Annotated in this window: 12 protein-coding genes; 8 read left to right on the forward strand and 4 right to left on the reverse strand. The window is 67.0% G+C overall.

Features of this window, described 5'->3' with window-relative positions:
* Positions 1–41: 41 nt before the first annotated feature.
* Positions 42–512 carry a CBS domain-containing protein gene (locus tag BTH42_RS17395; RefSeq protein WP_075301594.1) on the reverse strand — a complete coding sequence of 157 codons (471 nt, stop codon included), beginning with the start codon at positions 510–512 and terminating at the stop codon, positions 42–44.
* A gap of 285 nt (positions 513–797) precedes the next feature.
* On the opposite strand from BTH42_RS17395, the gene BTH42_RS17400 reads away from it, so the two are divergent.
* The 3 genes from BTH42_RS17400 (at position 798) to BTH42_RS17415 (ending at position 3,617) form a co-directional block, all read left to right on the forward strand.
* A complete protein-coding gene (locus tag BTH42_RS17400; RefSeq protein ID WP_075301684.1) occupies positions 798–2,153 on the forward strand; it encodes an O-acetylhomoserine aminocarboxypropyltransferase in 1,356 nt (451 codons plus the stop codon).
* Positions 2,150–2,983 carry an alpha/beta fold hydrolase gene (locus BTH42_RS17405; RefSeq protein WP_075301596.1) on the forward strand — a complete coding sequence of 278 codons (834 nt, stop codon included), beginning with the start codon at positions 2,150–2,152 and terminating at the stop codon, positions 2,981–2,983. The genes BTH42_RS17400 and BTH42_RS17405 overlap by 4 nt, the downstream gene beginning before the upstream one ends.
* Before the next feature lie 313 nt (positions 2,984–3,296).
* Entirely contained in the window at positions 3,297–3,617 is a 321-nt protein-coding gene (locus BTH42_RS17415; protein WP_075301600.1) for a DUF962 domain-containing protein, read from the forward strand.
* A gap of 49 nt (positions 3,618–3,666) precedes the next feature.
* Here BTH42_RS17415 and BTH42_RS17420 read toward each other — a convergent pair whose 3' ends face one another.
* On the reverse strand, positions 3,667–4,980 hold the full coding sequence (locus BTH42_RS17420; protein WP_083654835.1) for a YihY family inner membrane protein: 1,314 nt from the start codon (positions 4,978–4,980) through the stop codon (positions 3,667–3,669).
* Positions 4,981–5,123: 143 nt separating this feature from the next.
* Here BTH42_RS17420 and wrbA point away from each other — a divergent pair, with 143 nt between their 5' ends.
* From wrbA to BTH42_RS17440, 4 genes are all read left to right on the forward strand, one after another.
* Positions 5,124–5,726: an NAD(P)H:quinone oxidoreductase gene (gene wrbA, locus BTH42_RS17425; protein ID WP_075301602.1), complete on the forward strand. Its 603-nt coding sequence runs from the start codon at positions 5,124–5,126 to the stop codon at positions 5,724–5,726.
* A 95-nt stretch (positions 5,727–5,821) separates the two neighbouring features.
* Positions 5,822–6,238 carry a DUF2069 domain-containing protein gene (locus BTH42_RS17430; RefSeq protein ID WP_256702083.1) on the forward strand — a complete coding sequence of 139 codons (417 nt, stop codon included), beginning with the start codon at positions 5,822–5,824 and terminating at the stop codon, positions 6,236–6,238.
* 36 nt (positions 6,239–6,274) lie between these two features.
* Positions 6,275–7,693: an FAD-binding oxidoreductase gene (locus tag BTH42_RS17435; protein WP_075301604.1), complete on the forward strand. Its 1,419-nt coding sequence runs from the start codon at positions 6,275–6,277 to the stop codon at positions 7,691–7,693.
* Positions 7,694–7,877: 184 nt separating this feature from the next.
* Positions 7,878–8,684: a metallophosphoesterase gene (locus BTH42_RS17440; RefSeq protein ID WP_075301606.1), complete on the forward strand. Its 807-nt coding sequence runs from the start codon at positions 7,878–7,880 to the stop codon at positions 8,682–8,684.
* A 243-nt stretch (positions 8,685–8,927) separates the two neighbouring features.
* On the opposite strand, the gene BTH42_RS35505 is transcribed toward BTH42_RS17440, so the two are convergent.
* Positions 8,928–9,080 (reverse strand): hypothetical protein, encoded by a 153-nt coding sequence (locus BTH42_RS35505; protein ID WP_178392191.1) that lies wholly within the window; start codon positions 9,078–9,080, stop codon positions 8,928–8,930.
* 236 nt (positions 9,081–9,316) lie between these two features.
* Positions 9,317–10,255: a LysR family transcriptional regulator gene (locus BTH42_RS17445; protein WP_075301608.1), complete on the reverse strand. Its 939-nt coding sequence runs from the start codon at positions 10,253–10,255 to the stop codon at positions 9,317–9,319.
* A gap of 405 nt (positions 10,256–10,660) precedes the next feature.
* On the opposite strand from BTH42_RS17445, the gene BTH42_RS17450 reads away from it, so the two are divergent.
* Positions 10,661–12,397 (forward strand): efflux transporter outer membrane subunit, encoded by a 1,737-nt coding sequence (locus BTH42_RS17450; protein WP_075301698.1) that lies wholly within the window; start codon positions 10,661–10,663, stop codon positions 12,395–12,397.

Below are 12,397 nucleotides of genomic sequence, written 5' to 3' on the forward strand. Positions count from 1 at the left end.
CTCTGCTCACCTCGCCGGGCGCGCGGTCCGGGCCTCGCGCATCAGCGCGCCGGCTGCTGTGCCTGCTGCCCTTCCGGTTCTTCCGGCCAGTCGCGGATATACGCCTTCAGCATGCGGTTCTCGAAGCCCTGCTCCTCGACCACCGCCTTCGCGACGTCGTAAAACGAAATCACGCCCATCAGCGTACGGCTTTCCATGACCGGCAGATAACGCACGTGATGCTCGAGCATCATGCGGCGCACTTCGTTGACGTCGGTTTCCGGCGTGCAGGTGAGCGGATGGTCGTCCATCACCTTGCGGATCGTCGAGGTGCCGACGCTGCCGCCGTTCTTGCTCAAGGTCAGAATGATTTCGCGAAACGTCAGCATGCCGACGAGATCGCCGTACTCCATCACCACGAGCGAACCGATATCGTGCTCGGCCATCGTGTTGACCGCGTCGTGCAGCGTGGTATCCGGCGTGACCGTAAAAAGGGTGTTGCCCTTGACTTTAAGAATGTCGCTGACTCGCATGATCTATCTCCTGATACCGCTAATTCCGCAATGCATGAAATGGTGTTCCGATCCTAGCGGAAAGGCCCATAAAAGGAAAGCGGCCCGCCTGGCAAGGCGCGGCGGGTTTGCGCAATCTCAAATTCGTACTGCGTCGAGGATCCATTCCGGCATAAATCCGCCCTTCGGCGGGAACCCGTATCGGGACAAACCCGGGGAAAACCTCGCTTGAACCCGCGCGCGCCGCTCGATAGGATGGCCGCCACCCTGATCCTTCGCGCGGCCGTTCGCGGCCCGCCGCCCACGATGTCCGCCAACCGTTTCGACACGCTTGCGCTGCACGCCGGCGCAGCCCCCGACCCCGCCACCGGCGCGCGCGCGACGCCGATCTATCAGACCACGTCGTTCTCGTTCCGCGACTCCGATCACGCCGCCGCGCTGTTCAACATGGAGCGCGCCGGCCATGTCTACTCGCGCATTTCGAATCCGACCGTCGCCGTGTTCGAGGAGCGCGTCGCCGCGCTCGAAAACGGCGCGGGCGCGATCGGCACCGCGAGCGGCCAGGCCGCGCTGCACCTCGCGATCGCGACGCTGATGGGCGCCGGTTCGCACATCGTCGCGTCGAGCGCGCTGTACGGCGGCTCGCACAACCTGCTGCACTACACGCTGCGGCGCTTCGGCATCGAGACGAGCTTCGTGAAGCCCGGCGACCTCGACGGCTGGCGCGCCGCGCTGCGCCCGAACACGCGGCTGCTGTTCGGCGAAACGCTCGGCAACCCGGGCCTCGACGTGCTCGACATCGCCGCGCTCGCGCAGATCGCGCATGAGCACCGGGTGCCGCTGCTGGTCGACTCGACCTTCACGACGCCTTACCTGCTCAAACCGTTCGAGCACGGCGCGGACTTCGTCTACCACTCGGCGACCAAGTTTCTCGGCGGCCACGGCACGACGATCGGCGGCGTGCTGGTCGACGGCGGCACCTTCGACTTCGACGCGTCGGGCCGCTTTCCCGAATTCACCGAGCCTTACGACGGCTTTCACGGCATGGTGTTCGCCGAGGAAAGCACGGTCGCGCCGTTCCTGCTGCGCGCGCGCCGCGAAGGTCTGCGCGACTTCGGCGCATGCCTGCATCCGCAGGCCGCGTGGCAACTGCTGCAAGGGATCGAGACGCTGCCGCTGCGGATGGAGCGGCATGTCGCCAATACCCGGCGGGTCGTCGAGTTTCTCGCCGCGCATGCGGCGGTCGACAGCGTCGCCTATCCGGAACTGCCGACGCATCCCGACCATGCGCTCGCGCAGCGGCTGCTGCCGCGCGGCGCCGGCGCGGTGTTCAGCTTCAATCTGCGTGGCGACCGCGCGGCCGGGCGCAGCTTCATCGAGGCGCTGACGCTGTTCTCGCACCTCGCGAACGTCGGCGACGCGCGCTCGCTGGTGATCCATCCCGCGTCGACCACGCACTTCCGGATGGACGCCGATGCGCTCGCCGCGGCCGGGATCGCGGAAGGCACGATCCGGCTGTCGATCGGGCTCGAAGATCCCGACGATCTGATCGACGATCTCAAGCGCGCGCTGAAAGCCGCGCAGAAGGCGACGCAGAGCGGCGGCAGCGCGAACCCCGCGCCCGCCGGCGCAAGCACCCCCTCCCGCCCGGAGTCGGCATGATCGTCACCGTTCAAGGCAAAGCCGCCTACGCCTACACCGGCGGCAAATCCTTCGACGCGAACCTGCCGACCGCGGTGTTCATCCACGGCGCCGAGCACGACCACAGCGTGTGGGCGCTGCAAAGCCGCTACTTCGCGCATCACGGCTTCGGCGTGCTGGCGGTCGATCTGCCGGGCCATCGACGCAGCGCCGGCCCCGCGCTCACGAGCGTGGGCGCGCTGGCCGACTGGCTCGCCGCGCTGCTCGACGCGCTCGGCGTGGCGCGGGCGTTCGTCGCCGGTCACAGCATGGGCTCGCTGGTCGCACTCGATTTCGCCGGCCGCTACCCGCAGCGAGCAACGCATCTCGCATTGCTCGCGACCGCGTTGCCGATGAGCGTGTCCGACGCGCTGCTCGACGCCGCGCTCGAGCGCGAGCCCGAAGCGATCGGCATGGTCAACCAGTGGTCGCATTCGACGCTTGCCGCGAAGCCGTCGTGCCCCGGCCCCGGCTTCTGGCTGCGCGGGATGAACCAGCGGCTGATGGAGCACGTCGCGGCAAGCGGCGAGCCGCATCTGTTTCACACCGACTTCACCGCCTGCCACCAATACGCGGACGGTCTGGAGCGCGCGGCTCAGGTGAAGTGCGCGACGCGTTTGATCATCGGCCGCCGCGATGCGATGACGCCGCCGCGCGCCGCGCGAGCGCTGGCCGACGCGCTCGCGCAAGCCGGCGTCGCGGTCGATACCGTGACGCTCGACGCCGGCCACGCGCTGATGACCGAACAACCCGACGCGACGCTCGACGCGCTGTTCAGCTTCGCGTCAAAAGCGCCGCGTGAAGCGCGCTAAACGCGCGCTAAATACTCGCTGTATCGCAGCCGGCTGCGGACCGCGAATGGCAGCGCACAGTACGCGCCGCTGATCGTCACGGACTGTCAGAAAATTGCCTGAGAAACGTCGCTGAAGGCGCGCCGCAACACCACCGCACGGGGCCACGATAGCCGCGCCGGATGCGCCGCGCCATCGGCCGAACGGCCAGCTTGCAGCGCGCTGACGATCGCCGGACAATGACAGAAGCCCGCCGTTTTCCGCCCATACGCGACGGCAAACAACGAACCCATCGAGCCGCATCCATCAGCAGCGCCCAGACCCGGAGGCCATCATGGCTCACACCGCGCATACCGATCACTTCGCGAGCTTCGCGGAGTTTTATCCGTACTACCTGAGCGAACATGGAAATATCGTGTCGCGGCGCCTGCACTTCGTCGGCTCGCTCGGCGTGATCGGCTGTCTGGCGATGGCGCTCGCCACCGGCAACTGGCTGTGGCTACCGGCGGCGGTGGTCTGCGGCTACGGCTTTGCATGGGTCGGCCACTTCTTCTTCGAGAAGAACAAACCGGCCACCTTCCGCCATCCGTTCTACAGCCTGATGGGCGACTGGGTGATGTTCAAGGACATCTGCACAGGGAAGATTTCGTTGTAGTTCTGCCGACGGGCCGCGCCGCGCTCGAGCGGCGGCAGCGCCCGCCCCTTCACGCCGCCTGATGCGGCATCGAGGCGGCCGCCTGCTCGCTGTCGCCGGCGCGCGCCGCCTTCGCCGCGGCCCGCGCGGCGAGCAACGCGGCCAGCGTCACCCGCAGCTTGTCGTTATCGAGCGACGCCAGCAGCATGTCGGCGTCCACCCGCGTCGAGTCGAGTTCCAGTTGATACGTGAGTTCCGCGCGGTCGATCACGAACAGGTCGAACAGCCGCTGCACCGTCACCTGCGCCGGGTTCGCGATCAGCACGAAGTGCGGACCGGTGCGGTCCTCCTCCAGCCGCGCAATCCATTCGATGTCCTCCAGCTGTTGCAGCAGCATCAGCGTCGTGTCCTTGTCGCGGCGAAGCATGCGCGCGAGTTCGGGCATCGTGTAGCCGCGCTTGCCGGCTTCGCGCGCTTCGCACAGACGCGCGAGCAGCTCCAGCGAATCGAACAGATTGCTGCCGTTGAAGACCGGCCGGTGAAACTGGCCGATACGAATAGCCGGCAGCGCCGACGCGATCATCGCGCCGGTCAGCGTGATGAACCAGCACAGATACACCCACAGCAGGAACAGCGGCACCGCGGCGAACGCGCCGTATACGGCGGTGTAAGTGGGGATGCGGCGCACGTAGTAACCGAAGCCGCGCTTCGCGAGTTCGAACGCGACCGCGGCGATCACGCCGCCGACCACCGCATCGCGCCATTCGACGCGCGTGTTGGGCAAATAAACGTAAAGAATCGTGAACGCGAGCACCGTCAGCGGCAACGTCGCGCTCGCGAGCGCCCATTCGATCAGCGGCGTGATGCGCTGAGCGGCCGAGAAGGTCATGGACTGGGTGAACAGGTAGGACGAGATCGACAGACTCACGCCGATCAGGATCGGGCCGAGCGTGATGATCGCCCAGTAGACGAGGACGCGCTGCGCGACCGGCCGCGCCTTGCGCACGCGCCAGATCACGTTGAACGCGGATTCCACGGTCATCATCGTCATCACCGCGGTGACGAACAGCACGATCATGCCGATCGTGGTCAGCCCTTTGGCCTTCGCGGCGAACTCGTTCAGATATCTGAAAATCTGGTCGTTCAGCTGCGCGGGCATCAGGTGATCGGCGAGAAAGAACTGCAGCGACGCCTGGAACGAACTGAAGATCGGAAACGCGGTGAACAGCGCGAACGCCACCGTGGCGAGCGGCACCAGCGAGAGCATCGTCGTAAACGTCAGGCTGCCTGCCACCTGTGGAATCCGGTCCTCACCGATGCGTTGCGCGGCGAATTGCGCAAGCCGTTTGAGCGTGTCGAGATCGAAACGCATCCTGGACAACAAACCTGCCTCCTTGCTCCCTGAAGCGCTGATTGCGCAACGCTGATTCTGGACTGCGGGCACCGCGCGCGACACCTGGCCGAACGGCCAGCAGTGGCCTGTGCAGCGGACCGAACCCCTATAATACCCGTTCACCGATGAGGCCTATGAAAGACATTCTCGTGCTTTATTACAGCCGTCACGGCGCCACTCGCGAGCTCGCGCTGGCGATCGCGCACGGCGTCGACAGCGTCCCCGGCATGCAGGCGCGCGTGCGCACCGTGCCGGCGGTTTCCACGGTCTGCGAGGCGAGCGAGCCGGACATTCCCGCCGAAGGCCCCCCGTACGTCGAACTGCGCGATCTCGAGGAATGCGCGGGCCTCGCGCTCGGTTCGCCGACCCGCTTCGGCAACATGGCGGCCGCGCTCAAATACTTTCTCGACGGCACCACGCCGCAGTGGCTGGCGGGCGCGCTGTCGGGCAAACCGGCTTGCGTGTTCACGTCGACCGGCAGCCTGCACGGCGGCCAGGAATCCACCTTGCTGTCGATGATGCTGCCGCTGCTCCATCACGGCATGCTGATCGTCGGCATCCCCTATACCGAGAGCGTGCTGTCCACCACGCAAACCGGCGGCACGCCGTACGGCGCGTCGCATTTCGCGCGTGCGGGCAGCGCCGCGCAAGGCATCTCGGCCGACGAGCGCACGCTGGCCGTTGCGCTCGGCGCACGCGTCGCGCGCACCGCCGCGTCGATGAGCGAGCGGCCGTGAGCGGCGCGCCGCCGGATTCGCCAACGGGCGGCAACGGCGCCGAGGCGCGATATGCGCGTGCCGCGGAAGCAGTGCCAGCCGGTAGCAATGCGCCGTTGCACGCAACCGCCCCACCCGTGCAACCGAAAACCGCCGCCGCGCTGCTCGCCGCTTTCACGCTGGTCGCGATGATCGTGCTCGCGATCGCGTGGGAATGGTGGCTCGCGCCGTTGCGCCCCGGCGGCTCGTTGCTGGTGCTCAAGGCGTTGCCGCTGCTCAGCGCGCTGCCGGGCGTATGGCGCCGCCGGCTTTACACGCTGCAATGGGCGTCGATGCTGATCCTGCTGTACTTCGCCGAGGGCGTCGTGCGCGGCTGGAGCGATTTCGGACTGAGCGCGCGACTCGGCTGGCTGCAAGCCGCGCTTGCGGTGATCTTTTTCGCGAGTACGCTCGCCTATGTGGGACCGTTCAAGCGCGCGGCGAAACGAGCGGCCAAACAGTCCGCCGCGGCTGCTAACCATGACGCGCGCTGAGCCACCCATCACAAGCCCCGACTTTTCGACTGCCCCATGACCGACACCGCCTTCCTCACTGCCTGCCGCGACGCCATCGGCGCATCCCACGTACTGACCGACCCGCACGACACCGCGCCCTACCTGACCGACTGGCGCCGCCGCTATGCCGGTGCGGCCTGTGCGGTACTGTGCCCGGCCAACGCCGACGAAACCGCCGCGCTCGTCAAACTCGCGGCCGCGCATCGCGTCGCGCTGGTGCCGCAGGGCGGCAACACCGGCCTCGCGGGCGGCGCGACGCCCGACGCGAGCGGCGCGCAGGCGGTGCTCAGTCTGCGTCGTCTGAACCGGGTGCGCGACATCGATCCGCACAACAACACGATCACCGTCGAAGCCGGCGTGATCCTCGCCGACGTGCAGAAGCACGCGGAAGCGGCCGGCCGGCTGTTTCCGCTGAGCCTCGCCGCCGAAGGCAGTTGCACGATCGGCGGCAATCTGTCGACCAACGCGGGCGGCACCGGCGTGCTGCGCTACGGCAACACCCGCGAGCTGTGTCTCGGCCTCGAAGTCGTGACGCCGCAAGGCGAGTTGTGGGACGGTCTGCGCGGACTGCGCAAGGACAACACCGGCTACGATCTGCGCGACCTGTTCATCGGCGCGGAAGGCACGCTCGGCGTGATCACCGCGGCGGTGCTGAAACTGCATCCGCAGCCGGCCGCGCGCGTCACCGCGCTCGCCGCGCTCGCGTCGCCGCATGCGGCGCTCGATTTCCTCGCGCTCGCGCAACGCGTCGCCGGACCGTTGCTGACCGGCTTCGAGCTGATGTCGGATTTCTGTCTGCGCCTCGTCGGCCGGCATTTCGAACAGATGCGCTACCCGTTCGCCGAACCGCACGCGCAGGTCGTGCTGCTCGAACTGTCGGACAGCGAAAGCGAAGCGCACGCGCGCACGCTGTTCGAGTCGATGATGGAAACCGCGCTCGAACAGGGGCTGGTCGAAGACGCGGTGGTCGCGGAAAACCTCGCGCAGTCGCGCGCGTTCTGGAATCTGCGCGAGCACATTCCGCTCGCGCAGGCCGAGGAAGGGCTGAACATCAAGCACGACATCGCGGTGCCGATCTCGCGCATCGGCCACTTCATCGAGACCACCGACGCCGCGGTCGCGCAAGCGGCGCCGGGCGCGCGGATGGTCACCTTCGGCCATCTCGGCGACGGCAATCTGCACTACAACGTGCAGGCGCCGGAGGGCGTCGATGCGAAGGCGTTTCTGCAGCAGTACCAAAGCCCGATCAACCGGATCGTCTACGACAGCGTGCACGCGCATCGCGGCAGCATCAGCGCGGAACACGGTCTCGGCCAGCTGAAAATCGACGAGGCCGCGCACTACAAGCAGGACGTCGAGGTGCGCATGATGCGCGCGATCAAGGCCACGCTCGATCCGCTGAACCTGATGAATCCGGGTAAGGTGCTACGCTGATAAACCGGTGCCCGCTCACGTTTGGCGCGGGCATCCAGGATCGCCGGCGCGGCTGGCGGATATGAGTCGGCGCCTGTTCACGCCACACGCGGGCGCCTCGGGCCGCCGGCATGGCCGACGGATCATCGTTTAACTCAACGAGCCTGCGCGCTGCCGCGTGCGGGCATTTGCAGGAGTCGCGTCCGTGAAGATTCGCGTGCTGTCCGATCTGCATCTGGAAAACGACGAGCCTGAGTTGATCCCGCATGCGCAGGCCGATCTGATCGTGCTGGCCGGCGACATCCACAATCATGCGGCCGGTCCGCGCTGGGCCGCGCAGGCATTCGACGGCCAGGTGCCGGTCGTCTACGTGCCGGGCAATCACGAGTATTACGACGGCGAGTTCGGCGCGCTCGAACGCGCGCTCTTCGACGCGGCCGATCAGGTCGACAACGTGCACGTGCTGAACAACGCGGCGCTGGTCGATCCGCACGGTCGCTGGCGTGTGCTCGGCACGACCTTGTGGACCGACTTCGCGCTGTACGGCGCGATGCCCGCCGAACTCGATATCTCGATCGATGCCGCGCGCCACGTGATGCTCGATTATCTCGGGCTGATCCAGATGAACTGGCCGCACGACACGCACGACGCGACGCGCGACTTCACGCCCGCCGACTCACTCGCACTGCACCGGCATGCGCGCGCGTGGCTCGAAGCCGAACTCGCGAAGCCGTTCGCCGGGCAGACGATCGTGGTCACGCATCACGCGCCGCATCGGTTGAGTCTGGCCGAGCGCTATGCGTTGGACCGCGTGTCGGCCGGCTTCGTCAATCATCTGCCGGAACTCGTGCGCCCGCCTGTCGCGCTGTGGATTCACGGCCACACGCATACGTCGTTCGATTATGTGGTCGACGGCACGCGCGTCGTCTGCAATCCGCGCGGCTATTTCGACCGGCGCACGGGTCAGTGGGAAAATCCGCAGTTTGCGTGGGATAAGGTCGTCGAGATCTGACGCGTCCCGGGTACGAAGCCGGGCGAATGCCGGTTCGCTCGCAGCGTGAGAGGAACACGCGAATTGCGCGGAGCCGCGCAGCGTGGTGTCGGAGACAAGTGCCGCGCTCGTCGCCCGCCTGACAAAGGCGGCAACCGCTCAGCACTCAAAAAAAGAACCAGTCTGAAACGACATGCGCGAGATGCGCATGACTTCACTTCGCCAATCTATTCGCGCGCGGCCCACGGACCCCGCGCGTTCAGTTCAACGCTCGCGCCGCCGCGCATCCGGCCGCTCGATCTTGATCGGCACCAGTTGCGGCTGCTGTTCGCGCATCCGGCGCAGCAGATCGCGCGACGCGGCGATGCCGATCAGTCCAAACATAACGGCCACGCCGATCATCAGATGCGTATCCATGAATTTGTCGTCCTTCAGTGGTTGCGAGGTGCCGAACGGCGGTGAATCGGCGCGAGCGCTTGCTTAAGCGTAAGCGGCGGCGCGTGAACGACACGTTAGCAAATCGACCGCGCCCGAACAGTAAGGAAGTGTTGCGACGCGACGCGGATGTAACAGCCTGTCACGCGGCGGGTCGCTCGAACGTCAAGCTTTGCAAGCACCACCGCGCGGCAGGACCGCGGCTCGGGAACGTGAACTCAGGAGCGCGCGAACTGCCGCAATTCCGCCTGGTCCGCCGCGAGCGTGGACGGCAGCTCGTCGCGCAGGAATTCCACCCACGTGCGGATCTTCGCATCGAGATACTGGCGCGACGCGTACAGCGCATACAGGTTCATTTCCTGCGACGTGTACTCGGGCAGCAGCCACACGAGCTTGCCGCTGCGCAAACCGCTGATCGCCGAATAGATCGGAATCAGCGCGATGCCCATGCCCTGCGAGACCGCTCCGACCATCGCCTCGGCAACGTTCACCTGAAACTTCGTTGCGCCGAGCGCGATGACTTCCTCGCCGTTCGGGCCGTCGAAGGTCCATTTGTCCGGCGGGTACACCGGCGAGACCATTTGCAGGCAGGTGTGCTGCGCGAGGTCGGACGGCGTCAGCGGCACGCCGTGGCGCTCCAGATAGTCCGGCGACGCGCACGCGATGCTGAACGCGCTGCCCAGCCGCTGCGACACCAGCCCCGAATCCGGCAGGCCGGTCGCGAGCGTCAGCGACACGTCGAAGCCTTCGTCGAGCAGATCCGGCATGCGCTGCGCGAGCGTCAGCTCGATGTGCACGTCCGGATAGCGGTCCTGGTAGCGGCCCACGGCCGGCACCACGTAGTGCTGGCCGAAGCTCGTCATCGCGTGGACCTTGAGCTTGCCGGACGGGCGCGCATGCGCGTCGCTGGCCTCGGCCTCCGCCTGGTCCACGTACGCGAGAATCTGCTCGCAGCGTTGCAGATAGCGCTCGCCGGCCTCGGTGAGCGCGATGCGGCGCGTGGTCCGGTTCAGCAGCCGGGTGCGCAGATGCGCCTCCAGATCGGAGACTGCGCGCGACGCGTAGGCCGTCGTCGTATTCAGATGCTGCGCGGCGCCCGTGAAGCTGCCGGCTTCGACGACCCGGACGAAAACGCGCATGTTTTGAAGCGTGTCCATACCCTTTCCTTTGTCGACCCGGAGTTGGCGCTTTAGCGCTTACTCCGGTCCCATGCAACTCGCGTTGCGGTCGACCCGGAGTTGGCGCTTTAGCGCTTACTCCGGTCCCATGCAAAGCTCCTTATTCCGGTCCCATGCAAGTGGTTGCGGTCGCCCCGGAGTTAGCGGTTTACCGCCCTACTCCGGTCCCTGGCAACCCCGTCGCATCGAGCCCCCAAAGCGCTTTCACGCCTCTTCTCGCCCTTTGCAACAGAATTGCGATTAATCGGCGGCGATTGTTACACGATTCGCAAAGGCAATTATCTCACGCTTTGTAAAAATGCCTTGCACCTTTACCGGTTATTCCCCAATCGATCGAAAAATATAATTGCGCACAAGCATCTATAGTCAATTTTGGAGGAAATCGTGCAGTCTCCGGTACCCAACGGGATCGCCGCAGCCGCGGTTCTTACGATCCTATTAACAATCGCCGGATGTGCAAGTACCGGAGGCATCGCGCCGCAAACGCGCACGATCGCGCCCGCCTCGCTCGATGCCGGCAACGCGATCCGCGCCGCCAACGCCGACGCCCAATGGCCAGCCGCCGACTGGTGGCGCGTCTATAACGACCCGCAGCTGAACGAGTGGATCGACACCGCACAGGCCGGCAACCCGAGCCTCGCGATCGCCCAGGCGCGGGTGCGCGAGGCGGCGTCGATGGCCGGCGTCGCGCGCGCCGCGCTTGCACCGCAAGTAAACGGCAGCCTGTCGATCCAGCGTCAGAAGTGGGCCGACAACGTTTACTACGGCCCGGGACCGCTCGCCGGCGAGCAGTCGTGGAACAACACCGGCACGCTCGGCCTGTCCTATCACCTCGATCTGTGGGGCAAGGACAAGAACGCGGCCGAGCGCGCGCTCGACCTCGCGCACGCGAGCGCCGCCGACGCGCGCGCCGCCCAGCTCGAACTGCAGGCGAACGTGGTGCGCACCTACATCGAGATGTCGATGAACTACGCGCTGCTCGACATCGCGAAGGCGACGCTGCAGCAACAGCAGCAGATCGTCGACCTCGCGACGCGGCGCCTGAAGGGCGGCATCGGCACGCAGCTCGAAGTGAGCCAGGCCGAAACGCCGATGCCCGAGTACGAACGCCAGATCGATGCGATCGACGAAAAGATCGCGCTCGGCCGCAACCAGCTGGCCGCGCTCGCCGGCAAGGGCCCGGGCGCCGGCGACGCGATCCAGCGTCCGGCGCTGTCGCTCGCGGCGAACGCCGGCCTGCCGGCCGCGCTACCCGCCGAACTGATCGGCCATCGCCCCGACGTGGTCGCCGCGCGCTGGGGCGTCGCCGCGCAGGCGCGCGGAATCGATGTCGCGAAGGCCAACTTCTACCCGGACATCAACCTGCTCGCGTCGATCGGCGGCTATGCGGCGATGGGGCCGCTGTTCCAGTTCCTGAAGGCGCCGTCGCACAGCTGGAGCGTGGGTCCCGCGCTGTCGCTGCCGATCTTCGACGGCGGCCGGCTGCGCTCGCAGCTCGGCGCGGCATCGGCGGGTTACGACGAGGCGGTCGAGCGTTACAACCAGTCGATCGTCACCGCGCTGAAGGACATCTCCGATCAGGTGATCCGCATCCGCTCGCTGTCGACCCAGGCGGAAGACGCCGACCGCTCGGTCGCCGCGGCGCGCCGGAACTACGATCTGTCGCGCGAAGGTTACCGGCGCGGCCTGACCGATTATCTGAACGTGCTGGTCGCGCAAAGCCAGTTGCTGCGCGCGCAGGAAGGTGTTGCGAAGGTGCAGGCCGAGCGGCTCGGCGCGCATGCATCGCTGATGACCGCGCTCGGCGGCGGCCTCGACGATCCGGCCAACGGTCCGCGGGATAACGAGACTTTGCCGGCGCACGGCAAGAGCGCCGCGGCCGCGCAGACCGGCGGCGGCGTGACGGGCAACGCGGACAGCGCGGCTGCAAGCGCGCTCACCGGCGCGAAGCCGAACGCAGGCGCAAACGTGCAGGGCAGCGCACAGCCGGGCGCCGGCGCGACCGTCAAGACAAACGCGCAGCCGCACGCCAACGCCGCGCCGACCGCCGCGCCCGCCGCCGCCACGATCGCGGCCACCAAGGCCACCACGACCGCCCCGCGCGCGGCCGCGGCCGAGTAA

It is taken from the genome of Burkholderia sp. SRS-W-2-2016 (genome assembly GCF_001931485.1).
Taxonomy (GTDB): domain Bacteria; phylum Pseudomonadota; class Gammaproteobacteria; order Burkholderiales; family Burkholderiaceae; genus Paraburkholderia.

What these genes read in the sequence shown, in the direction of transcription:
- BTH42_RS17395 (WP_075301594.1), bottom strand. Translation starts at nt 512, where the DNA reads ATGCGAGTCAGCGACATTCTTAAAGTCAAGGGCAACACCCTTTTTACG.
- BTH42_RS17400 (WP_075301684.1), top strand. Translation starts at nt 798, where the DNA reads ATGTCCGCCAACCGTTTCGACACGCTTGCGCTGCACGCCGGCGCAGCC.
- BTH42_RS17405 (WP_075301596.1), top strand. Translation starts at nt 2,150, where the DNA reads ATGATCGTCACCGTTCAAGGCAAAGCCGCCTACGCCTACACCGGCGGC.
- BTH42_RS17415 (WP_075301600.1), top strand. Translation starts at nt 3,297, where the DNA reads ATGGCTCACACCGCGCATACCGATCACTTCGCGAGCTTCGCGGAGTTT.
- wrbA (WP_075301602.1), top strand. Translation starts at nt 5,124, where the DNA reads ATGAAAGACATTCTCGTGCTTTATTACAGCCGTCACGGCGCCACTCGC.
- BTH42_RS17435 (WP_075301604.1), top strand. Translation starts at nt 6,275, where the DNA reads ATGACCGACACCGCCTTCCTCACTGCCTGCCGCGACGCCATCGGCGCA.
- BTH42_RS35505 (WP_178392191.1), bottom strand. Translation starts at nt 9,080, where the DNA reads ATGGATACGCATCTGATGATCGGCGTGGCCGTTATGTTTGGACTGATC.
- BTH42_RS17445 (WP_075301608.1), bottom strand. Translation starts at nt 10,255, where the DNA reads ATGGACACGCTTCAAAACATGCGCGTTTTCGTCCGGGTCGTCGAAGCC.